At 72.5% G+C, this 23,544-nt stretch carries 16 protein-coding genes and 1 tRNA gene; 5 read left to right on the top strand and 12 right to left on the bottom strand.

Annotated elements, in window-relative coordinates; all coding sequences use genetic code 11:
• The first annotated feature begins 2 nt into the window (after positions 1-2).
• Entirely contained in the window at positions 3-299 is a 297-nt protein-coding gene (locus ACH436_RS04440) for a YciI family protein (RefSeq protein ID WP_430558947.1), read from the top strand.
• Positions 300-352: 53 nt separating this feature from the next.
• Here ACH436_RS04440 and ACH436_RS04445 read toward each other — a convergent pair whose 3' ends face one another.
• The 4 genes from ACH436_RS04445 to coaE form a co-directional block, all read right to left on the bottom strand.
• Positions 353-1,486 (bottom strand): TerC family protein, encoded by a 1,134-nt coding sequence (locus tag ACH436_RS04445; RefSeq protein ID WP_430558948.1) that lies wholly within the window; start codon positions 1,484-1,486, stop codon positions 353-355.
• On the bottom strand, positions 1,483-2,505 hold the full coding sequence (locus ACH436_RS04450; protein WP_430558949.1) for a TerC family protein: 1,023 nt from the start codon (positions 2,503-2,505) through the stop codon (positions 1,483-1,485). The genes ACH436_RS04445 and ACH436_RS04450 overlap by 4 nt, the downstream gene beginning before the upstream one ends.
• A 246-nt stretch (positions 2,506-2,751) precedes the next feature.
• Positions 2,752-4,866, bottom strand: coding sequence for an excinuclease ABC subunit UvrB (gene uvrB, locus ACH436_RS04455; protein WP_430558950.1), 2,115 nt, complete (start codon positions 4,864-4,866; stop codon positions 2,752-2,754).
• Positions 4,867-4,971: 105 nt separating this feature from the next.
• Entirely contained in the window at positions 4,972-5,604 is a 633-nt protein-coding gene (gene coaE, locus ACH436_RS04460; RefSeq protein ID WP_430558951.1) for a dephospho-CoA kinase, read from the bottom strand.
• 78 nt (positions 5,605-5,682) lie between these two features.
• On the opposite strand from coaE, the gene ACH436_RS04465 reads away from it, so the two are divergent.
• The gene (locus ACH436_RS04465) at positions 5,683-7,566 is read left to right on the top strand and encodes an ABC transporter ATP-binding protein (RefSeq protein ID WP_430558952.1); all 1,884 of its coding nucleotides are present in this window, start codon (positions 5,683-5,685) and stop codon (positions 7,564-7,566) included.
• Between the two features lie 183 nt (positions 7,567-7,749).
• On the opposite strand, the gene rpsA is transcribed toward ACH436_RS04465, so the two are convergent.
• The gene (rpsA, locus tag ACH436_RS04470) at positions 7,750-9,237 is read right to left on the bottom strand and encodes a 30S ribosomal protein S1 (RefSeq protein ID WP_430558953.1); all 1,488 of its coding nucleotides are present in this window, start codon (positions 9,235-9,237) and stop codon (positions 7,750-7,752) included.
• 189 nt (positions 9,238-9,426) lie between these two features.
• Between rpsA and ACH436_RS04475 the strand changes: the two genes are divergently transcribed.
• A complete protein-coding gene (locus ACH436_RS04475) occupies positions 9,427-10,248 on the top strand; it encodes a class I SAM-dependent methyltransferase (RefSeq protein WP_430558954.1) in 822 nt (273 codons plus the stop codon).
• Between the two features lie 38 nt (positions 10,249-10,286).
• On the opposite strand, the gene ACH436_RS04480 is transcribed toward ACH436_RS04475, so the two are convergent.
• Both ACH436_RS04480 and polA read right to left on the bottom strand, forming a co-directional pair.
• A complete protein-coding gene (locus ACH436_RS04480; protein WP_430558955.1) occupies positions 10,287-10,658 on the bottom strand; it encodes an SH3 domain-containing protein in 372 nt (123 codons plus the stop codon).
• A gap of 37 nt (positions 10,659-10,695) precedes the next feature.
• The gene (gene polA / locus ACH436_RS04485) at positions 10,696-13,437 is read right to left on the bottom strand and encodes a DNA polymerase I (RefSeq protein WP_430558956.1); all 2,742 of its coding nucleotides are present in this window, start codon (positions 13,435-13,437) and stop codon (positions 10,696-10,698) included.
• On the opposite strand from polA, the gene ACH436_RS04490 reads away from it, so the two are divergent.
• Positions 13,436-13,870 carry a hotdog fold thioesterase gene (locus ACH436_RS04490; RefSeq protein WP_430558957.1) on the top strand — a complete coding sequence of 145 codons (435 nt, stop codon included), beginning with the start codon at positions 13,436-13,438 and terminating at the stop codon, positions 13,868-13,870. The genes polA and ACH436_RS04490 overlap by 2 nt on opposite strands.
• Positions 13,871-13,892: 22 nt before the next feature.
• On the opposite strand, the gene ACH436_RS04495 is transcribed toward ACH436_RS04490, so the two are convergent.
• Complete coding sequence (locus ACH436_RS04495; protein WP_430558958.1) at positions 13,893-14,660, bottom strand: GNAT family N-acetyltransferase; 768 nt, start codon at positions 14,658-14,660, stop codon at positions 13,893-13,895.
• 222 nt (positions 14,661-14,882) lie between these two features.
• Positions 14,883-15,509, bottom strand: a complete 627-nt coding sequence (locus ACH436_RS04500; protein ID WP_429729957.1) for an ANTAR domain-containing response regulator — start codon at positions 15,507-15,509, stop codon at positions 14,883-14,885.
• A gap of 238 nt (positions 15,510-15,747) precedes the next feature.
• Between ACH436_RS04500 and ACH436_RS04505 the strand changes: the two genes are divergently transcribed.
• A tRNA-Leu gene (locus ACH436_RS04505) sits at positions 15,748-15,821 on the top strand.
• Positions 15,822-15,909: 88 nt separating this feature from the next.
• On the opposite strand, the gene pyk is transcribed toward ACH436_RS04505, so the two are convergent.
• From pyk to gltB, 3 genes are all read right to left on the bottom strand, one after another.
• Entirely contained in the window at positions 15,910-17,334 is a 1,425-nt protein-coding gene (gene pyk, locus ACH436_RS04510; RefSeq protein WP_430558959.1) for a pyruvate kinase, read from the bottom strand.
• A 94-nt stretch (positions 17,335-17,428) separates the two neighbouring features.
• Positions 17,429-18,895, bottom strand: a complete 1,467-nt coding sequence (locus ACH436_RS04515) for a glutamate synthase subunit beta (protein ID WP_430558960.1) — start codon at positions 18,893-18,895, stop codon at positions 17,429-17,431.
• Positions 18,888-23,456: a glutamate synthase large subunit gene (gene gltB / locus ACH436_RS04520; protein WP_430558961.1), complete on the bottom strand. Its 4,569-nt coding sequence runs from the start codon at positions 23,454-23,456 to the stop codon at positions 18,888-18,890. The genes ACH436_RS04515 and gltB overlap by 8 nt, the downstream gene beginning before the upstream one ends.
• Between the last annotated feature and the right edge of the window lie 88 nt (positions 23,457-23,544).

Genomic DNA, 23,544 nt, shown 5'->3' on the forward strand with positions numbered 1-23,544 from the left:
CCATGTCCGTCTACGCCGTCACGTACGTCTACGTCACCGACCCCGACCGCCTCGCCGAGGTCCGCCCCGAGCACCGGGAGTTCCTCCGCGGCCTGCACGAGGACGGCGCGCTGCGGGTCTCCGGCCCGCTGCCCGCCACGCCCGACGGCGAGCCGGGAGGCGCGCTCCTCGTCGTCGAGGCCGACGACGCGACCGCGGCGCTCGAGCTCCTCGCGGCCGACCCCATGCGCCGCGAGGGCCTGGTCGCGCACCGCGCGGCGCGCGAGTTCGTCCCCGTGATCGGCGGCTTCGCCGCCTGACGGTACCGACGAGCGCGGGCCCGGGCGGCACACCGCCCGGGCCCGCGGAGGCGTCAGCGCCCGGGGGCTTCCGGCCCGGACGCGGCGGACGTGGGAGCGGACCCCGGAGCCCCGTCGTGCGCCTCCGGCGCCGGCGGCTGCGACGTCGCCGAGGACGCTGCCGAGGAGGTCGGCCCCACCGTGTCGTCGGACGCCGGCTCCTTCGAGGCCACGGCGGCCGTGCGCCGCGTCTTCGCCAGGCTCGCGACGGTCGCGATCGCGATCGAGCCGAGGATCACGGTCAGGGAGAGCCAGATCGGGATCTCCGGCGCCCAGGCGACGTGCTCGCCCCCGTTGATGAACGGGAGCGTGTTGGTGTGCAGCGCCTCGAGGATGAGCTTGACGCCGATGAACCCGAGGATGACGGCCAGGGCGATCGGCAGGTACACCAGCCGCTCCAGCAGCCCGCCGAGCAGGAAGTAGAGCTGCCGCAGGCCCATGAGGGCGAAGATGTTCGCGGTGAAGACGATGAAGGGGTCCTTCGTCAGCCCGAAGATCGCGGGGATCGAGTCGAGCGCGAACAGCAGGTCGGTCGAGCCGATCGCGACGAACACCACGAGCATCGGCGTGAACAGCTTCTTGCCGTCGACCACCGTGCGCACCTTCGCGCCGTCGTACTCCTTGCTCACCGGCAGGACGCGGCGCAGCAGACGGATCGCGACGTTCTCCTTGAACTCCTCCTCCTCGTCACCGCCCGCGACCAGCTTCACGGCCGTGTAGATGAGGAACGCCCCGAAGAGGTAGAACACCCACACGAACTGCTCGAGGATCGCCGCGCCCGCGAGGATGAACGCGCCACGCAGCACCAGCGCGATGATGATGCCGACCATCAGCACCATCTGCTGGTGCCGCTTCGGCACCGCGAAGCGCGACATGATGATGACGAAGACGAACAGGTTGTCGACGCTCAGGGAGTACTCGGTGAGCCAGCCGGCGTAGAACTCACCCGCGGGGGCCGAGCCGCCCACGGCGAGCACGATCAGCCCGAACACCAGCGCCAGGGCCACGTAGAAGCCGACCCACAGGCCGCTCTCGCGCATGCTCGGCACGTGGGGCCGTCTGCCGACGATGGCCAGGTCGACCGCGAGCAGGACGATCAGCGCCGCGAGCGACGCCCACTCGAACCAGGCCGGCAGCTCGTGGATCATGCCTCGACGTCTCCTTCACGGGACTCGGTGAGTGCCCCCGCCTGCACGCGCTTGTCGCGCCGGTCGCGCAGGAGGGACAGGACGGTGGTGACCGCCAGGGTCACCACGATAAAGCCGAGCGACAGGGACGTCGGGATCTCGGGGATGAGCTCCACGTGCTCGCCGCCGTTGATGAACGGCAGCTCGTTGGTGTGCAGGGCGTGGATGAGCAGCTTGACACCGATGAAACCGAGGATCGCGGCGAGCCCGTAGTTGAGGTAGACGAGGCGGTCGAGCAGCCCGTCCACCAGGAAGTACAGCTGGCGCAGACCGAGCAGCGAGAAGGCGTTGGCCGCGAAGACGAGGTACGTCTCCTGGGTGAGGCCGAAGATGGCGGGGATCGAGTCGACCGCGAAGAGGAGGTCGGCGCTGCCGATGGCGACCATGACGATGAGCATCGGCGTGATGTAGCGCTTGCCGTCGATCTTCGTGGTCATGCGGTCGCCGACGTACGAGTCCGTGGTCGGGAAGATGCGGCGGGTCAGCCGCAGGACCCCGTTCTCGTTCCACTCCTCGTCGTGCTCCGTGCCGGAGCGGGCCTGGGCGATCGCCGTCCAGATGAGGAACGCGCCGAAGAGGTAGAACACCCAGGCGAAGTTCGCGATGATCGCCGCGCCGGCCATGATGAACACGGTGCGCAGCACGAGCGCCATGGTGATCCCGATGAGCAGCACGCGCTGCTGGTACTCCCGGGGCACCCGGAAGCTCGTCATGATGAGGACGAAGACGAACAGGTTGTCCACCGAGAGACTCTTCTCGGTGATGTAGCCGGCGAAGTACTCCCCGCCGTAGGTGCCGCCCCACACCATCCAGACGATGACGCCGAAGACGAGGGCGATCGCCACGTAGACGATCGACCAGGTCGCCGACTCGCGCAGCGTCGGGGCGTGGGGGGTGCGCACGTGGCCGACGTAGTCGACCGCGAGCATCGCGAGGATGACGACGATCGTGACGATCCAGACCCACAAGGGCACGTTCATGCGGAAACCTCCGGTACGTAGCACTGAGCACCGGAGGTCTTCCCCACCCGGAGCGGCTGCGAGCCTGATGTCCGGGCCGACGAGGCCGGTCCGGCGTCTGCGCCGGACGTGATGACGACCTCACCGTGGGCGGGGTACTCCCCTCCAACCCGCACACCTTACATGAGACCCCGGGCCCGCCGTCCGCACGTGTCAGACCGGCTGGCGCGCCCGCGGGAGACGCGCCCGAACGGCCCCCCGCGCCGCTCAGGCCGTCGCGGCCTGCATCTGCCGCAGCTCCTTCTTCAGCCCGCCGATCTCGTCGCGCAACCGGGCGGCGACCTCGAACTGCAGCTCGGCCGCGGCCGCGTGCATCTGGTCGCTGAGCTCCTGGATCAGCTCCGCGAGCTCGCCCGCCGCGGCACCGGCGAGACGGTTGCCCGTGGTGGCGCCCTCCTTCGGCCCGCCCGGCACGGGGGCGCGCCCCTTGCCCTGGGCCGACGACGGCGCCTTGCGGTAGCCGCCCGACAGCAGCTCCTGCGTGTCGATGTCCTCGCGGGCGAGCATGTCGGTGACGTCGGCGATCTTCTTGCGCAGCGGCTGCGGGTCGATGCCGTGCTCGGTGTTGTACGCGACCTGCTTGGCCCGGCGCCGGTCCGTCTCGTCGAGGGCGTACCGCATGGCGGGCGTGATCTTGTCCGCGTACATGTGCACCTGGCCGGTGACGTTGCGGGCCGCGCGCCCGATCGTCTGGATGAGCGACCGCTCGGAGCGCAGGAAGCCCTCCTTGTCGGCGTCGAGGATCGCCACGAGCGACACCTCGGGCAGGTCGAGGCCCTCGCGCAGCAGGTTGATGCCGACCAGGACGTCGTACTCCCCCAGCCGCAGCTCGCGCAGCAGCTCGACGCGCCGCAGCGTGTCGACCTCGGAGTGCAGGTAGCGCACCCGCACGTCCTTCTCGAGGAAGTAGTCGGTGAGGTCCTCGGCCATCTTCTTGGTGAGGGTCGTGACGAGCACACGCTCGTCGCGGTCGACCCGCTCGCGGATCTCGTGCAGGAGGTCGTCGATCTGGCCGGTGGTCGGCTTCACGATCACCTCCGGGTCGACGAGGCCCGTCGGGCGGATGACCTGCTCGACCACGCCGTCCGACATGGACAGCTCGTAGTCGCCCGGCGTGGCGGAGAGGTAGACCGTCTGCCCGATCCGCTCGACGAACTCCTCCCAGCGCAGCGGCCGGTTGTCCATCGCGCTCGGCAGCCGGAACCCGTGCTCGACCAGCGACCGCTTGCGCGACATGTCGCCCTCGAACATCGCGCCGATCTGCGGCACGGTCTGGTGCGACTCGTCGATGACGAGCAGGAAGTCCTCGGGGAAGTAGTCGAGCAGGGTGTTCGGCGGGGAGCCCTGCTCGCGGCCGTCGATGTGCCGCGAGTAGTTCTCGATGCCGCTGCAGGTGCCGATCTGGCGCATCATCTCGATGTCGTACGTGGTGCGCATGCGCAGCCGCTGCGCCTCGAGCAGCTTGTTCTGCCGCTCGAGCTCGGCGAGCCGGTCCGCCAGCTCCGTCTCGATCCCGGCGATCGCGCGCTCCATGCGCTCCGGCCCCGCCACGTAGTGGGTGGCCGGGAACAGGTAGACGCTCTGCTCGTTGCGGATCACCTCGCCGGTGAGCGGGTGCAGCGTCTGGATCGACTCGATCTCGTCGCCGAACATCTCGATGCGCACGGCCAGCTCCTCGTACACGGGGATGATCTCCACCGTGTCACCGCGCACCCGGAAGGTGCCGCGCGTGAACGCCATGTCGTTGCGCGTGTACTGCATCTGGACGAACCGCCGCAGCATGTCGTCGCGGTCCACCACGTCCCCGACGTCGAGGCGCACCATGCGGTCCACGTACTCCTGCGGGGTGCCCAGGCCGTAGATGCACGACACGGACGCCACCACGACGACGTCCCGACGGGTCAGCAAGGACGACGTCGCCGAGTGCCGCAGCCGCTCGACCTCGTCGTTGATCGACGAGTCCTTCTCGATGTACGTGTCCGTCTGCGCGATGTACGCCTCGGGCTGGTAGTAGTCGTAGTACGAGACGAAGTACTCGACGGCGTTGTTCGGCAGCAGCTCGCGGAACTCGGTGGCGAGCTGCGCCGCGAGGGTCTTGTTCGGCGCCATGACGAGGGTGGGACGCTGCAGCTTCTCGATGAGCCAGGCGGTCGTCGCGCTCTTGCCCGTCCCGGTGGCGCCCAGCAGCACCACGTCCTTCTCCCCCGCCTGCACGCGGGACGCGAGGTCCGCGATGGCGGTCGGCTGGTCCCCGGAGGGCTGGTACTCGGACACCACCTCGAAGGGGGCCACCGCACGCTGCAGGTCGGTCACGGGTCGCATGGCACCACCGTACGGCGCGCCCCCGACACCGCACCGCCCGGGCGTCTCGCGGCGGCACCCGGCCCGCGTCCTGCGGTCGGCCCCCGCCCGACGGGCGAGCCCCCGTCAGGCCTCGGCCGCGGCCTCGGACTCCTGGTCGACCTCCGCGCACAGACGCTCCCAGAGGGCGTCGACCTGCTCGCGCAGCCCGTCCTCCGTGCCCGTGCCGTCCAGCACCACGTCCGCGACGGCGGCCCGCTCGTCGTCCGTCGCCTGTGCCGCGACCCGGGCGCGGGCGGAGGCGTCGTCGAGGCCCCGACCCCCGAGGAGGCGGCCGACCCGCTGCTCGGCCGGCGCGTGGACCACCACGAGCAGGTGGAACCGGTCGGCCTGGCCGGTCTCGACCAGCAACGGGATGTCGTGCACGACGACGGCCCGGTCGTCCGCGGCCCCCGCGAGCGCCTCCCGCTCGGCCGCGAGGCGGCGGATCTCCGGGTGCAGGATGCCCTCGAGCCGCTCCCGGGCGGCGGCGTCGTCGAAGACGAGGCGCCCGAGCGCGGGCCGGTCGAGCGAGCCGTCGGCGGCGAGCACGCCGTCGCCGAAGGCCGCGACGACCTCGTCGAGGCCGACCGTCCCGGGTTCCACGACCTCCCGGGCGAGGAGGTCGTGGTCGATCACGACGGCGCCCAGCTCGGCGAGGCGGCGCGCGACGACGGACTTGCCTGCGGCGATGCCGCCCGTGAGACCGATGCGAAGCATGGGCCCATCCTGCCCCCGGCGTAGGCTGCCCGCCATGAGCGTCCGCGGCGCGCGACCGCGGTCCGAGGGGGAGATGGCATGGCGGGCGGCGGCATGATGCGCTCGTACCTGAAGGACTCGTCCGTCACCGACCGGCGCCTGACGGGGCCGACCCTCCGGCGGATCCTCGCGTTCGCCCGGCCGTACCGGGCCCAGCTCGCCGGGTTCGTCGGGCTGCTGATGCTCAGCGCGGGCGCGGGCGCCGTGACACCGCTGCTGTTCCGCCGGCTCATCGACGACGGCATCGCGCACGACGACCGTGCCCTGGTCGTGTCGATGGCGGTGGCGGCCGTCGCCATCGCCCTGGCCTCCGCGGTGCTGGCGGTCGCGGAGCGGTGGTTGTCGGCCCGCGTCGGCGAGGGGCTCATCCTCGACCTGCGGACCGCCGTGTTCGACCACGTCCAGCGGATGCCGCTCGCGTTCTTCGCGCGGGCGCGCACCGGTGCCCTGGTGCAGCGTCTCAACGGCGACGTCCTCGGCGCGCAGCAGGCGTTCACCTCCACGCTGCAGACGGTGGTGTCCAACAGCCTGACGATCGTCTTCACCCTCGCCGCCATGTTCGCCATGTCCTGGCGGCTCACGCTCGTGTCCCTCGTGCTCCTGCCCGCGTTCGTCCTCCCGGCACGGTGGTTCGGCCGCCGTCTGGCCGCCCTGGCGCGCACCGGCTACGACCTCAACGCCGACGCCGGGCAGATGATGAACGAGCGCTTCAACGTGGCCGGCGCCCACCTGGTCAAGGTGTTCGGGGACCCCGCGACCGAGAGTGCCCGGTACGCGGCCCAGGTGCACCGGCTGCGTGACCTCGGCGTCCGCACGGCGCTGCTCGGCACCTGGTTCCGCGTCGGGCTGACGACCCTGGCGTCCGTCGCCATCGCGCTCGTCTACGGGCTGGGCGGGCTGCAGGCGATCGCGGGCGAGCTCACCGTCGGCACCGTCGTGGCGCTCACCGCCTACCTCGGCCGGCTCTACGGCCCGCTGTCGGCCATGGCGAACGTGCAGGTCGACGTGATGACCGCGCTCGTCAGCTTCGAGCGCGTCCTCGAGGTGCTCGACCTGGAGCCGGCCCTCGCCGAGAAGCCCGGCGCCGCCGACCTGCGGGCCGCCGTGGCCTCCCGGGGCGCGTCGGTCGACTTCGACCACGTGACGTTCCGCTATCCCCGCGCCGACGAGGTCTCCCTCGCCTCGCTCGAGTCGGTCGCGACCCTGCGGTCCGACCCGACGGACGACACCCTGCGCGACGTGTCGTTCTCCGTGCCCGCCGGGGCCATGGTCGCGCTGGTCGGGCCGTCCGGGGCGGGCAAGACCACCGTGTCCCAGCTCGTCTCGCGGCTGTACGACCCCACGTCGGGCACCGTCCGCATCGCCGGGCAGGACCTCCGCGACGTCACCTCGGCGTCCCTGCGGGGCACCGTCGGCGTCGTCGCCCAGGAGGCGCACCTGTTCCACGACACGGTCGCCGCCAACCTCCGCTTCGCCCGCCCCGACGCGTCGGACGACGACCTCGAGAGGGCGCTGCGCCAGGCGCGGATCTGGGACCTCGTGGCCCGGCTGCCCGAGGGCGTCGAGACCGTCGTGGGCGACCGCGGCTACCGGTTGTCCGGCGGGGAGCGCCAGCGGCTCGCCATCGCACGCCTGCTGCTCAAGGCGCCGGACGTCGTTGTCCTCGACGAGGCGACCGCGCACCTCGACTCCGAGTCCGAGGCCGCCGTGCAGGCCGCGCTCGACCAGGCGCTCGCCGGGCGCACGTCCCTCGTGATCGCCCACCGCCTGTCGACCGTCCGTGCCGCGGACGCGATCGTCGTCCTTGCCGAGGGTCGCGTCGTGCAGACCGGCACGCACGCCGAGCTGCTCGCCGCCGGCGGCCTGTACGCCGAGCTCTACGCGACGCAGTTCGCGGACGCCCGGACGACGGCGCCCGAGTAGCGGCCGGCCCGGATCCTGGCGGCGGGACCGGGGCCGGCCGCGGTCCCGTCGTCGGTCGCGCCGTGCCCCACGCGCTGCCCGCCGGGGTACCCGCACGCACGACGGCGGCCCGCCACCCCGAGGGGTGACGGGCCGCCGTGGGCTCCCGGCGGGTCGTGGACGACCCGCCGGATCAGTCGCCGATCAGTTGCCGGTGAGCTTCTCGCGGAGCGCGGCGAGCGCCTCGTCCGAGGCGAGCGTGCCCGCGGCCTCCTGCGCCGGCGGGGCCGACGAGTAGGAGGAGGAGGACGACGAGCTGCTGGAGCTGCCGCCGGGGACCGCGTCGTTCACGGCCGCGTCGGCGTCCGCCGCGATGGCCGCACGGACCTGCTCGCGGTGCGACTCCCAGCGGGCGTGCGCCTTGGCGTACTCCGCCTCCCAGGCCTCGCGCTGCGTCTCGAAGCCCTCGAGCCACTCGTTGGTCTCCGGGTCGAAGCCCTCGGGGTACTTGTACTCGCCGTTCTCGTCGTACTCGGCGGCCATGCCGTAGAGCGCAGGGTCGAAGTCCTCGGACTCCGGGTCCATGCCCTCGTTGGCCTGCTTGAGCGACAGCGAGATGCGGCGACGCTCGAGGTCGATGTCGATGACCTTGACGAACACCTCGGCACCGACGCTGACGACCTGCTCGGGCAGCTCGACGTGGCGGACGGCCAGCTCGGAGATGTGCACCAGGCCCTCGATGCCGTCCTCGACGCGGACGAACGCACCGAACGGCACGAGCTTCGTGACCTTGCCGGGCACGACCTGGCCGATGGCGTGCGTGCGGGCGAAGGTCTGCCACGGGTCCTCCTGCGTCGCCTTCAGCGACAGGGAGACACGCTCGCGGTCGTGGTCGACGTCGAGCACCTCGACGGTGACCTCCTGGCCCACCTCGACGACCTCGGACGGGTGGTCGATGTGCTTCCAGGACAGCTCCGAGACGTGCACGAGACCGTCGACGCCGCCGAGGTCCACGAACGCACCGAAGTTGACGATCGAGGAGACGACACCGGGGCGCACCTGGCCCTTCTGCAGCGTCTGCAGGAAGGTGGAGCGGACCTCGGACTGCGTCTGCTCGAGCCAGGCACGGCGCGACAGGACCACGTTGTTGCGGTTCTTGTCGAGCTCGATGATCTTGGCCTCGATCTCCTTGCCGACGTACGGCGCGAGGTCGCGGACGCGACGCATCTCCACGAGGGAGGCGGGGAGGAAGCCACGAAGACCGATGTCGAGGATGAGGCCGCCCTTGACGACCTCGATGACGGTGCCGGTGACGACGCCGTCCTCCTCCTTGATCTTCTCGATCGTGCCCCAGGCGCGCTCGTACTGGGCGCGCTTCTTCGACAGGATCAGGCGACCCTCCTTGTCCTCCTTCTGGAGGACGAGAGCCTCGACGGCGTCGCCCACGGCGACGACCTCGCCCGGGTCCACGTCGTGCTTGATGGAGAGCTCCCGGGACGGGATCACGCCCTCCGTCTTGTAACCGATGTCGAGGAGGACCTCGTCGCGGTCGACCTTGACGATCGTGCCTTCCACGATGTCACCATCGTTGAAGTACTTGATGGTGGCGTCGACGGCGGCAAGGAAGTCCTCTTCGGTGCCGATGTCGTTGACGGCAACCTGCGGGGCGGACTTCGTGGTGGAGATGGTCATTGAGTAGATGCTCCGATGCGGACAGGACGTAGTGCGGACAGGGTCTGCGGTGCGGGCACCGGACATCACCACGGTCGATCCGCTCGACGCGGCTCGACCGTCAGGACGTTCCCGGGCGCACTGCACCGCGGACAATCTTATCGACGCCCCGGCGAAGGGTCAACGCGGCCCCCGTGCCACCATGACCGGGTGAGCGATCAACCTCCCGCGGCGCGTCCCGTCACGCACGCAGGGTACGACGACGTCCCCGACGACGCCGGCAACGCGGCCGCCCGCGGGTGGTGGGACGAGAACGCCGACGAGTACCTCGCCGAGCACGGGGAGTTCCTCGGCGACGCGGGCTTCCGGTGGGGTCCCGAGGGCCTCACCGAGGCGGAGGCGGGCCTCCTCGGCGACGTCGACGGCGCCCGGGTCGTCGAGCTCGGCGCCGGGGCGGCGCACTGCTCGCGCTGGCTGGCCGGCCGGGGCGCCCGGGTCGTGGCCACCGACGTCTCGGCACGCATGCTCGCCGGCGCGGCCCGGCTCAACACCGCCACCGGCACGCAGGTGCCGCTGGTGCAGGCCGACGCCCGCTCGCTCCCGTTCGCCTCCGCCAGCGCCGACGTCCTGTTCACCTCGTACGGGGCCATCCCGTTCGTGGCGGACGCGGCCCGGGTGCATGCCGAGGCCGCCCGCGTGCTGCGGCCCGGCGGCCGGTGGGTGTTCTCCGTGACGCATCCCGTGCGCTGGGCGTTCCCCGACGACCCGACCGCACGCGGCCTCACCGCGCACCGTTCGTACTTCGACCGCCGCCCCTACGTCGAGACCGACGACCTCGGGGAGGTGCGCTACGCCGAGTACCACCGCACCGTCGGCGACCACGTGCGCGACGTCGCCGCCGCCGGGCTGCGCCTGCGCGACGTCGTCGAGCCCGAGTGGCCCCGCTGGAACACCGCCACCTGGGGCGGCTGGAGCCCGGAGCGCGGCGCCGTGCTCCCGGGCACCGCGATCTTCGTCACCACCAAGGACTGACCCCTCGCGGACCGCCCCGAGCCCGCCCGCGGAACGGCTCAGTCGCGGCCCAGCGCCCGGTGCGGCACCCAGCCCGCGCGACCGTCCCCGGCGACGCACCAGCTCCACCCGGACCCCGGGTCGTCGGCAGCCATCTCCACGGTCTCGCCCGCCGTCACCGCGAGCTCCTGGGTGTCGTACGCCGTGCGGACCACCGCCACCGGGCGCCCGTCGTCCAGGTGCCGCTCGGGCACCCACCCGCTGCCTTCCTGCGTCGTGACGAAGACGAACGCGGGCCAGGTGTCGTCGCGGTCACCGACGCGCACCTCGTCCCCCGGCGCGACGCGCACCGGCGCCCGGGACGGGATCTCGTGGTCGGCGACCACACGGACGGGCCCGACCGGCGCCGCCGCCCCCTCGCACTGCCCCATCCGCTTCCCCCGTCGCGCCGTCAGCGCCCGCTGCCCGTCAGTGCCCCGCGTCGTGCCAGGTCGCCCCGGCGCCGACGGAGACGTCCAGGGGCACGTCCAGCTCCACGGCCGCACCCATCTGCGAGCGCAGCACGTCCTCCGCGGCCTCGCGCTCCCCCGGGGCCACCTCGACGACGAGCTCGTCGTGCACCTGCAGGAGCAGCCGCGAGGCGAGGCCACGCTCGTCCAGCTCCCGCTGCACGCCGAGCATCGCGACCTTGATGATGTCGGCCGCGCTGCCCTGGATCGGCGCGTTGAGCGCCATCCGCTCCGCCATCTGGCGCCGCTGCCGGTTGTCGCTCGTGAGGTCGGGCAGGTAACGGCGACGGCCGAGGATCGTGGCGGTGTACCCGGTCGCCCGTGCCTCCTCGACCACCCCGGTGAGGTAGTCGCGCACGCCGCCGAACCGCGTGAAGTAGTCGTCCATCAGCGACTGCGCCTCCCCGGTCGGGATCGTCAGCTGCTGCGACAGCCCGAAGGCGCTCAGGCCGTACGCGAGGCCGTAGCTCATCGCCTTGATCTTCGAGCGCATCTCCGGGGTGACGGCCTCGGGGGCCACCTCGAACACCCGGGAACCCACGTACCGGTGCAGGTCCTCGCCGGAGCGGAAGGCCTCGATCAGGCCCTCGTCGCCGGACAGGTGGGCCATGATGCGCATCTCGATCTGGCTGTAGTCCGCCGTCAGGAGCGTCTCGTACCCCTCGCCCACCCGGAAGGCGCGCCGGATGCGGCGGCCCTCCTCCGTGCGGATCGGGATGTTCTGGAGGTTCGGGTCGGTGGAGCTCAGCCGGCCCGTCGCCGCGATCGTCTGCTGGAACGTGGTGTGGATCCGCCCGTCCGGCGCGACGGACTTGAGCAGCCCCTCGACCGTGGAGCGCAGCCGGGTCGCGTCACGGTGCGCCAGGAGGTGCTCGAGGAACGGGTGCTCCGTCTTGACGTAGAGGTCCTGCAGGGACGCGGCGTCCGTGGTGTAGCCCGTCTTGATCTTCTTGGTCTTGGGCATCCCCAGCTGGTCGAACAGAACCTCCTGGAGCTGCTTCGGGCTGCCGAGGTTCACCTGCCGGCCGATCACGTCGTACGCGTCCGCGGCGGCGTCCGCGACCATGGACGCGAACTGCCGCTCGAGCTCCGTGAGGTACTCGACGTCCGCCGCGATCCCCGTCGCCTCCATCCGCCCCAGCACCACCGTCAGCGGCAGCTCCAGGTCGGTCAGCAGCCCCGCGGCACCCCGGTCCTCGAGCTGACCGGCCAGCGCCTCCGCGAGGTCGACGACCGCCGCCGCGCGTACGGCGGCCTGCCGTGCCCGCGGGTCGTCGTCGCCCCCGTCGAGGGCGAGGTCGAGGGCGCCCTGCCCTGCGGCGTCGGGCGCCTCGCCCGCGGACAGCTCCCGCCCGAGCAGGCGGACCGTGAGGTCCGCGAGGTCGTAGCCGCGCTGGTCGGGGTAGCAGAGGTAGGCCGCGAGCTCGGTGTCGAAGGCGACGCCTCGCAGGTCGAGACCACGCCCCGCGAGCTCGTGCCACGCCGCCTTGGCGCCGTGCACGATCTTCGCCGCCGCCGGGTCGGCGAGCCAGGTCGCCAGCGCGCGCTCGTCCTCCGGCGTCACGTCGGCCAGGTCGACGACGGCCGCGGCGGTCTCCCCGTCGTGGTGGTCGGCGAGCGCGACGTCCCACGCGTCTCCCGCCCCGGGCGTCGGTGTCCCCGTGACCTCGAGCCCGAGCCGGCGGCCGGACCGCGCGGCCAGCCAGGCGCCGAGGCCGCCCGGCTCGAGCGCCGCCAGCGCGACCTGCACGCCCGCGACCTCGGCCGCCTGCACCGGCTCCGCGGACGGGTCCGCGGCGAGCAGCCGGTCGCGCAGCGCCCCGAACTGCAGCGTGTCGGAGACCCTGTGGACGGCCTCCCGGTCGAATCCGGCGAGCCCGAGGTCGCCGACGGCGAGCGGCAGCTCCACCTGGTCCAGCAGCCGGTTCAGCTCGCGGTTGAGGCGGACCTGCTCGACGGCCTCGCGGAGGTTCCCCGCCGCCTTGCCCTTGAGCTCGTCGACGTGCTCGAGCAGCGGCTCCAGGCCCCCGTACGTGGTGACCCACTTGGCCGCCGTCTTGGGTCCGACGCCCGGCACCCCCGGCAGGTTGTCGCTCGACTCCCCCACGAGGGCCGCGAGGTCGGGGTACTGCTCCGGCGGGACGCCGTACTTCTCGGCGACGGCCTCGGGGGTCATCCGCGCCAGCTCCGACACGCCACGCTTCGGGTACAGGACGGTGACGTCCTCGGTGACGAGCTGCAGCGAGTCCCGGTCGCCGGAGCAGACCAGGACGTCGAAGCCCGCCTCGCGGCCCTCGCGCGCGAGGGTGGCCAGGATGTCGTCCGCCTCGATGCCCTCGCGCTGCAGCGCCGGGATGCGCAGCGCCTCGAGGACCTCCCTGATGAGCGGCACCTGACCGCGGAACACCTCGGGGGTCGCGTCGCGGTTGCCCTTGTACTCGGGGAACCGCTCGGTGCGGAACGTCACGCGCCCGGCGTCGAACGCGACGGCGGCGTGGGTCGGCTGCTCGTCGCGCAGCAGGTTCGTCAGCATCGAGGTGAACCCGTAGACGGCGTTCGTCACCTGGCCGCTGGACGTGACCAGCGTGTCCGGCAGCGCGTAGAACGCGCGGTACGCCATGGAGTGGCCGTCGATCAGCAGGAGGCGTGGGCGGGTCCCGGTTCGCGCGGAGGTCGTCACGGGTGCCAACCTATCGCCCATGTCTGACACCACCGCCGACGCGCCCCGGTTCCCCCGCACCATCGAGGAGTGGACGGCCGCCGCGCACGGCACGCTGATCGACCGGCTCGGGATCCGGCTCACGGAGGTGGGCGGCGAGCGCACGGCCGGCAGCATGCCGGTGTCCGGCAACACGCAGCCCGCCGGCCTGCTGCACGGTGGCGCGACGGCGTCGCTCGCCGAGACCCTCGCCTCCGTCGCCGCACAGGAGCACGCCGGGCCGGGCCGGGCCGCGGTCGGGCTGGAGCTCAACGCGACCCACCACCGCGGCGTGCGCGCCGGGACGGTGCACGGCGTGGCCACGGCCCTGCACCTGGGCCGGTCGACCGCCGCCTACGAGATCACGGTCACCGACGACGACGGCCGCCGCGTCTGCACCGCGCGGCTCACCTGCATGATCCTCGACGCCCGCTGACGCCGGGACGGGTCACGACGGGTCAGGACGGGACGGACTCGCTCGCGGCGCTCCGGCGCGGCACGGCACCCAGCGGCGTCACGCCGTCGGCCCCGTCCACGTCCTCGCCGCGCTCTGCCGCCCGCTCGGCGGCCTCGCGGAGCGCGGCGTCACGCTCTGCCTGGAAGGCGCGCAGGTCGACCGGTCCGGTCGGGAGGCCGGCGGCCCGTGCCCTCCGACGGCGGGCGACGAGGTCCTCGATCGCCGCGCGGGTCGCCTCGCGGCGTCCTGCGCGGGCCGCCGTGCGGGTGGCGCGAGGGTCCTCCTGGACGAGGCGGCGCTGCAGCGTCGCCGTGGCCACCACGCGGTGGCCCGACGTGGGCGCGAAGCCCAGCCGGGCGAGGAAGCGGTGCATCCCGCGGGCGCCCGGGGCGGGCGCGCAGTAGACGTTCTCCGCGCCGCGCTCCCCCGCCACGGCGGCCGCGGCGGCGAGGAGGGCGTGCCCGACGCCCCGCCGGCGGGCCGAAGGGCTGACGAAGACGGCGTCGACGTACAGGCTCGTCGTCGTCGCGAACAGCAGCGGGTCGATCACACGCACCACGGCGAAGCCGCAGATCTCGCCCTCGTGGCTCGCGACGAGCACCTGCCCGCCCGCGCCCAGCAGCACGCTCAGGTGCTCCAGGAGGCGCGAGGCGTCCGCAGGGGTGCCCTGCGCGGCCGACGGGGACTCCTCGACGGCACGCTCCGCCAGGCGCGCGACGTCGACCATGTCGTCCTGCTCGACCGGCCGGACCTCGACCGCTGCACGCATGGGCACCTCCTCGACGATCGACCGCCCGCCCGGGCCGCGGTGGCACCTTCCCACCGGGTCCTCCGGGCCCACCCGGGGCATCCCGGGGTCACGGTCGTTGAAGCATGAATATCACAGATTGGTCACGACACCCAGGCGACGATAGCGACCCCGTCGCCCGCGCACAATGGGCGGTGGCCCGGCCGCAGGACTCCTCCTGCGACCGGGCCACCGTGGTGCGGATCAGGCTCCGCCGACCTGCTCGATGACGGCGTCCGCGACCTCGCGCATCGTGAGGCGGCGGTCCATCGACGTCTTCTGGATCCAGCGGAAGGACTCCGGCTCGCTCAGACCCATCTTGGTCATGAGCAGACCCTTCGCGCGGTCCACGCGCTTGCGGGTCTCGAAGCGCTCGGTGAGGTCGGCGACCTCGGCCTCGAGCGCGCCGATCTGCTGGTAGCGGGAGATCGCGATCTCCACCGCCGGGAGCAGGTCCGCCGGGGTGAACGGCTTGACCACGTAGGCCATCGCGCCGGCGTCACGCGCCCGCTCGACCAGCTCCGTCTGGGAGAAGGCGGTCAGCAGGACCACCGGGGCGGCGTGCGCCTTGCCGATGCGCTCGGCCGCCGAGATGCCGTCCAGCTCGGGCATCTTGACGTCCATCACGACGACGTCGGGCTTGAGCTCGGTGGCGAGCCGCACGGCGGTCTCGCCGTCGCCCGCCTCGCCGACGACGTCGAACCCCGCCTCGCGGAGCGTCTCGACGACGTCCATCCGGATGAGGGCCTCGTCCTCGACGACGACCGCGCGACGCGCGGGTCGCTCCGGCGTCTTCGGGGCCTCGGGCTCCTGGTCGATCAGGGGCGGCAGGTCGAGCGGCACCGTCGCCTCGGGCTTCGCGTCGTGGGGCTTCTCGTCGGTCACCCGTCCATCCTAGTGGTCGCCACGGGGCGCCGCGTCCCGTGGCCGGTGTGACGCATACGACGCACCCCCCGCACACCCCGGCCGGGCCGGCGGGGCACCGCGCCGGCGCGCCCTCGTCGCGTCCCCCGACGCAGCGAGACGGGTTCGGTGCCTGACCTGCGCGTGTGGTTCGATGGGGCCCGGCGCCCCGGTAGCCCAACCGGCAGAGGCAATCGGCTCAAACCCGATCCAGTGTGGGTTCGAATCCCACCCGGGGCACCCCACGACCGCACGACGACGGCCCGCACCCACCGGCATGATCACCGGGGATGCGGGCCGTCGTGCGTCGGCGGACGCCGCCGGGACGTCAGACGTCCGAGTGGCTGCCCACCTGGTGCACGAGGATCGAGTTCGTCGTGCCGGGCACGCCCACGGGGGCGCCCGAGACGATCACGACGCGGTCGCCGGGCTCGGCGAGGCCGTTCGCCCGCAGGGTGGAGTCCACCTGGCCGACCATCGCGTCGACGCTCTCGACCTTCGGCACCTGGTAGGTCGTGGTGCCCCAGGTGAGGGCGAGGACGTTGCGCACGCTCTCCTCCGGCGTGAACGCCAGCAGCGGGATGCCCGAGCGCAGGCGCGACATGCGCTTCGCCGAGTCGCCCGACTGGGTGAACGTCACCAGGTACTTCACGCCGAGCGAGTCGCCGATCTCGGCGGCGGCGCGGGTGATGACACCGCCGCGAGTGTGCGGCGAGGAGCCCAGCGGCGCGATGCGCTCGCGACCCATCTCCTCGGTAGCCGTGATGATCCGGGCCATCGTCTGGACCGTGATGATCGGGTAGTCGCCCACGCTGGTCTCGCCGGACAGCATGACCGCGTCCGCGCCGTCGAGCACCGCGTTGGCGCAGTCCGACGCCTCGGCGCGCGTCGGCGTCGGGCTGGTGGTCATCGACTCCAGCACCTGCGTCGCGACGATCACCGGCTTGGCGTTGCGGCGGGCCAGCTCCACGATGCGCTTCTGCACCAGCGGCACCTGCTCCAGCGGCATCTCGACGGCGAGGTCGCCACGAGCCACCATGAAGCCGTCGAAGGCTGCGACGACCTCCTCCAGGTTCTCCACGGCCTGCGGCTTCTCGATCTTGGCGATGACGGGGACGGTGCGCCCCTCCTCCGCCATGATCGCCGCGACGTCGTCGTAGTCCTTGGCGGACCGCACGAACGACAGCGCGATGAGGTCCGCGCCCATGCGCAGCGCCCAGCGCAGGTCGTCGGTGTCCTTCTCCGACAGCGCGGGCACGGAGACCGCGACGCCGGGCAGGTTGATGCCCTTGTTGTTGGACACCGGGCCGCCGACCTCGACGGTCGTCACGACCCGCGGGCCCTCGACGGCGGTGACGCGCACGCGCACCTTGCCGTCGTCGATGAGGAGCGGGTCGCCGACGCGGGCGTCGCCCGCCAGGCCCTTGTGGGTCGTCGAGACGAGCTCCTTGGTGCCCTCCACGTCCTCGGTGGTGATGGTGAACGTGTCACCCTCGTTGAGGACGTGCTTCTGGTCGCCCGCGAACCGGCCGAGCCGGATCTTCGGACCCTGCAGGTCGACGAGGACTGCGACGTTGCGGCCGGACTCCTTCGCCGCCTCTCGGACACCGCGGTAGACGGCCTCGTGCTCCGCCTGCTCCCCGTGGCTCCGGTTGATCCGGGCCACGTCCATGCCCGCGTCGACCAGCTCACGGAGCTTGGTCGGGGACGCGGTCGCGGGTCCGATGGTGCACACGATCTTCGCTCTGCGCATGTCTCCAGCCTCGTCGTCGATCCGCCCCGGCGCGAGCCGGGGCGGCGCCCGGGCGCCCGAACGGCACCCGGGTACTGCTTCGTCGTTGTCCTTCTTATCCTCGCAGCGCGACCGTCCGCGGGCCCACCGGCGCGGGCAGCTCGGAGCTGCCCTGCAGGTAGGCGTCCACGGCGGCCGCCGTCGCGCGGCCCTCGGCGATCGCCCAGACGATCAGCGACTGCCCCCGGCCCGCGTCACCCGTCGCGTAGACGCCGGGCAGGCTGGTGGCGTAGTCGTCGCCGCGCCGCACCAGCCCGCGCGTCGTGAGCTCCGCGCCGGTCTGGGCCACCAGCTCGTCGGTCTCGGGACCGGTGAACCCCATCGCGATGAGGACCAGGTCCGCCGGGATCTCCCGCTCGGTGCCCGCCTTCGGCACCCGCCGGCCGTCCGGCAGGTACTCGGTCTCGGCGACCTTGAGGGCCCGGACGTTCCCGTCCTCGCCGCCCACGAATTCTACCGTCGAGGCCAGGTAGCTGCGCTCCCCGCCCTCCTCGTGGGAGGTCGAGACCTCGAAGACGATCGGGTCGGTCGGCCACGGCTGGTTCGCGGGACGCTCGAGCGGCGGCTTCTTGCCGATCGCCAGGGTGGTGACGCTCGCCGCGCCCTGCCGCAGCGACGTGCCGAGGCAGTCCGAGCCCGTGTCGCCGCCGCCGATGATCACGACGTGCTTGCCCGCGGCCGACGGCGCGCCCTCGACGGGGTTCCCCGCCGCGGCCTTGTTGGCCGGGGTGAGGAAGTCCATCGCGAAGTGCACGCCCCCGAGCTCGCGGCCCGGCAGCCCGAGCTCGCGCGGCACGGTGGCGCCGGTGGCCAGGACCACGGCGTCGAACCGGCGGCGCAGCGCGTCCCAGGTGATGTCGCGGCCGATCGCGACGCCGGGGCGGAAGCGGGTGCCCTCGGCCTCCATCTGCTCGAGGCGGCGGTCGATGTGCAGCTTCTCGAGCTTGAAGTCGGGGATGCCGTAGCGCAGCAGCCCGCCGATCGCGTCGTCCCGCTCGTACACGACGACCGTGTGGCCGGCGCGGGTGAGCTGCTGGGCGGCCGCGAGACCCGCCGGCCCGGAGCCGACCACGGCCACGGTCGAGCCGGTGAGCCGCTGGGGCACCTGCGGCGTGACCAGGCCACGCTCGAACGCCTCGTCGATGATCGAGACCTCGACGTTCTTGATCGTCACCGCGGGCTGGTTGATGCCCAGCACGCAGCTCGTCTCGCAGGGAGCCGGGCAGACGCGCCCCGTGAACTCCGGGAAGTTGTTGGTCGCGTGCAGGCGCTCGATCGCGTCGGCCCACTGGTCGCGCCACACCAGGTCGTTCCACTCGGGGATGAGGTTCCCGAGCGGGCAGCCCTGGTGGCAGAACGGGATGCCGCAGTCCATGCAGCGGCCCGCCTGCTCCTTGAGGAACGGCTGGCCCTCCTCGCGGTGGGCGTGCGTGTCCTTCCAGTCACGCAGCCGCACCTCGACGGGACGGTTCGGCGGGAGCTCACGCTCCCGCACCTTCAGGAATCCGCGGGGGTCAGCCACGCGCCACCTCCATGATCTGCTCCCACATCGCCGGGTCGAAGTCGTCGCCCTCGCCCAGGGTCTTCCCGGCGGCCTCGGCGTCGGCCAGCGCGGCACGCACGCGGGCCCAGCCCGCGGGCAGGACGCGCGAGAACCGCGCCCGGGCACCGTCGTCCTCGAGGAGCTCGGCCGCCAGCGGCGACCCCGTCTCCTCCAGGTGCCGCTCCAGGAGGCCGCGGACGCGGTCCCAGTCGGCGTCCTCCAGGGGGCCCACCTCGAGCTCACCGCTCGAGACGGCCTGGATGTTCATCGCGACGTCGCGCAGGTTGAGCACGTACGCGACGCCGCCCGACATGCCCGCGCCGAAGTTGCGGCCGGTCGGGCCGAGCACCAGCACGGTGCCGCCCGTCATGTACTCGCAGCCGTGGTCGCCCACGCCCTCGGTGACGAGCGTCGCCCCGGAGTTGCGCACGGCGAAGCGCTCGCCCACCCGGCCCCGCAGCAGGATCTCGCCCGACGTCGCGCCGTAGCCGATGACGTTGCCCGCCACGACGTTCGCTGCGCCCTCGAGCACCGCAGAGCGATCGGGGCGGACGACGATCCGCCCGCCCGACAGCCCCTTGCCGACGTAGTCGTTGGCGTCGCCGTACAGCCGCAGCGTGACGCCGCGGGGCAGGAACGCCCCGAGCGACTGACCGGCGGAGCCCGTGAGGGTGACGTCGATCGTGTCGTCGGGCAGCCCCTCGCCGCGGTACCGCTTGGTCACCTCGTGACCGAGCATCGTGCCCACGGTGCGGTTGACGTTGCGCACCGGCAGCTCGATCCGCACCGGGAGCGCGTCCTCGAGCGCGGGACGCGCCTTCTCGATCAGCTGGTTGTCGAGCGCCTTGGCCAGGCCGTGGTCCTGGGTGGCGACCTGGTGCAGCGTGGTGCCCGGCGCCGGCTCGGGGGCCGCGAGCACCGGCGCGAGGTCGAGACCTTGCGCCTTCCAGTGGTCGACCGCCTTGCGCGTGTCGAGCGCCTCGACGTGCCCGACGGCCTCCTCGAGCGACCGGAAGCCGAGCGAGGCGAGGTGCTCGCGCACCTCCTGCGCGATGAACTCGAAGAAGTTCACGACGAACTCCGGCTTCCCCGTGAACCGCTTGCGCAGCTCCGGGTTCTGCGTCGCCACGCCGACGGGACAGGTGTCCAGGTGGCAGACACGCATCATGACGCAGCCCGAGACGACCATCGGCGCCGTCGCGAAGCCGAACTCCTCGGCCCCGAGCAGCGCGGCCACGACGACGTCGCGACCGGTCTTCATCTGCCCGTCGACCTGCACCACGATGCGGTCGCGCAGGTTGTTCAGCACGAGCGTCTGCTGCGTCTCGGCCAGGCCGATCTCCCACGGCGTGCCCGCGTGCTTGAGCGACGTCAGCGGGCTCGCGCCCGTGCCGCCGTCGTGACCGGAGATGAGCACGACGTCCGCGTGCGCCTTGGACACGCCCGTCGCCACGGTGCCGACGCCGAACTCGGACACGAGCTTGACGTGCACGCGCGCGGCCGGGTTGGCGTTCTTGGCGTCGTGGATGAGCTGCGCCAGGTCCTCGATCGAGTAGATGTCGTGGTGCGGCGGCGGCGAGATGAGCCCCACGCCGGGCGTCGAGTGCCGGGTCTTCGCGACCCACGGGTACACCTTGGGCCCGGGCAGCTGCCCGCCCTCGCCCGGCTTGGCGCCCTGGGCCAGCTTGATCTGGATGTCGTCGGCGTTCGTGAGGTACTCGCTCGTCACGCCGAAGCGGCCCGACGCGATCTGCTTGACCCGCGAGCGACGCTCCGGGTCGTACAGGCGCTCCGGGTCCTCGCCGCCCTCACCGGTGTTGGACCGTCCGCCGAGGCGGTTCATGGCGATCGCGAGGGTCTCGTGCGCCTCGGCGGAGATCGACCCGTACGACATCGCGCCGGTGTTGAACCGCTTGACGATCTCCTCGACGGGCTCGACCTCGTCGATCGGGACCGGCTCGCGGTCCGGGGTGAACCGCAGCAGGCCGCGCAGCGTCATGAGCCGGCGGGACTGCTCGTCCACGCGCCGCGTGTACTGGCGGAAGATGTCCATCCGCCCCGTGCGGGTCGCGTGCTGCAGGCGGAAGACCGTCTCGGGGTCGAAGAGGTGCTCCTCGCCGTCCCGGCGCCACTGGTACTCGCCGCCGCTGGTCAGCCGCTGGTGCGCCGCGTGGTTGCCCGACGCCGGGTACGCCTCGGCGTGCCGCGCCGCGACCTCGGCCGCGATGACGTCCAGGCCGATACCCGCCAAGCGGCTCGTGGTGCCCGTGAAGTAGTCGTCGACGAGCTCGTGCGAGAGGCCGACGGCCTCGAAGATCTGCGCGCCCCGGTAGGACATGATCGTCGAGATGCCCATCTTGCTCATCACCTTGAGCACGCCCTTGCCGAGCGCGGTGATGAGGTTGGCGACGGCCTTCTCGGGCGGGACGGCGAGGTAGCCGCGCAGCGCGAGGTCCTCGACCGTCTCCATGGCGAGGTAGGGGTTCACCGCGGCCGCGCCGTACCCGATGAGGAGCGCGACGTGGTGCACCTCGCGCACGTCCCCCGCCTCCACGACCAGCGAGATCCGGGTGCGCGTGCCCTGCCGCAGCAGGTGGTGGTGCACGGCGCTGGTCAGGAGCAGCGACGGGATCGGCGCCAGCTCGGAGTCGGAGTCACGGTCCGACAGCACGACGTGCGTGACGCCGGCCGCGATGTCCGCGTCGACCTGCGCGAAGATCTCCTCGAGCCGGGCCTGCAGCGCCTTGCCGCCGCCCGACACCTCGTACAGACCCCGCACGATGCCGGCGCGGAACTCGCCCTCCAGGCGGGGGTCACGGTCGATGCGCACGATCTTCGCGAGCTCGTCGTTGTCGAGCACCGGGAACGGCAGGTCGAGCTTGCGGGCGTGGTCGGCGACCTCCTCGAGGAGGTTCGGCTCGGGCCCGATGGTGCTGTCGATCGCCGTGACGAGCTGCTCGCGGATGGAGTCCAGCGGCGGGTTCGTCACCTGGGCGAACATCTGCGTGAAGTAGTCGAACAGCAGCCGGGGGCGGCTCGACAGGACGGCGATCGGCGTGTCCGAGCCCATGGCCCCGAGGGCCTCCGCGCCGGTGTCCGCCATCGGCGTGAGGAGGATCTTCAGCTCCTCGGTGGTGTACCCGAAGGCGCGCTGGCGGCGCTGGACGGACGCGGGCGAGTGCGCGACGTGCTCGCGCTCCGGCAGCGAGTCCAGCGTGATCGTGTTGCCGGCGATCCACTCGCCGTAGGGCCGCTGGGCGGCGAGCTGCGACTTGAGCTCGTCGTCCTCCACGATGCGCCCCTGGGCCGTGTCGACCAGGAACATGCGCCCGGGCTCGAGACGGCCCTTGCGCACGATCGTCGCGGGGTCGATGTCCAGGACGCCGGCCTCCGACGCGAGCACGACGAGGCCGTCCTCCGTGACCCAGTAGCGGCCCGGCCGCAGGCCGTTGCGGTCGAGGACCGCGCCGATGAGGGTGCCGTCGGTGAACGTGAGGCAGGCGGGACCGTCCCACGGCTCCATGAGGTTCGCGTGGTACTGGTAGAACGCGCGCCGCGCCGGGTCCATCTCGGCGTGGTTCTCCCACGCCTCCGGGATCATCATCAGCACGGCGTGCGGCAGCGAGCGGCCCGACAGGTGCAGCAGCTCCAGCACCTCGTCGAAGCTGGCCGAGTCGCTCGACCCCTCCGTGCACACGGGAAGCAGCGGGCCGAGGTCGCCGAGGGCCTCGCTGGCCATGGTGCTCTCGCGGGCCGCCATCCAGTTGCGGTTGCCGCGCACGGTGTTGATCTCGCCGTTGTGCGCCACGAGCCGGAACGGCTGCGCGAGCGGCCACGACGGGAACGTGTTCGTGGAGAACCGCGAGTGGACGAGGGCGATCTCGGACGCGTACCGCGGGTCGCTCAGGTCGGGGAAGAACGGCTCGAGCTGCGCCGTCGTGAGCATGCCCTTGTACGTGAGGGTGCGGCTCGACAGGGACGCGAGGAACAGGTCCAGCTCGTTCTGCGCGCGCTTGCGCAGCCGATAGGTCCGCCGGTCGAGCTCGAGCCCCGACAGCTCGCGCGACGGGTCCGCCACGACGACCTGCCGGAACAGGGGCATCGAGGCGCGAGCGGTCGGGCCGACCAGGTCGGCCGTGACCGGCACGTCGCGCCACGCGAGGACGTCGAGCTTCTCCTCCGCGGCGATCGCCTCGAACCGGCGCGCGGCCGCGTCGGCCTCCGCGCGGTCCTGCGGCAGGAACGCCATGCCGATCGCGTAGTGCCCGGCGGGCGGGAGCTCCGCCGCGACGACGTCCCGGACGAAGGCGTCCGGGATCTGCGTGAGGATGCCGGCCCCGTCCCCGCTGTTCTCCTCCGCGCCGACCGCTCCGCGGTGGTCGAGGTTCAGCAGGGCCGTCAGGCCGGCGTCCACGATGTCGCGGCCGGGCGTCCCGCGCAGGGTCGCGACGAACGCGACACCGCACGCGTCGTGCTCCGACGCGGGGTCGTAGAGGCCCTGGGCCGAGGGCCGCGCGACCCGATGCTGCGGCGTGGTCATCAACACCGTCCTCCTGCACGCCCGCACGCGGGCGCGTCATGCTCAATGGTGGTCGGGACATCGTCGGCCCGTCGGAAACATAGGCGGC

The organism is Isoptericola sp. NPDC019693 (genome assembly GCF_044389085.1).
Classification (GTDB): domain Bacteria; phylum Actinomycetota; class Actinomycetes; order Actinomycetales; family Cellulomonadaceae; genus Isoptericola.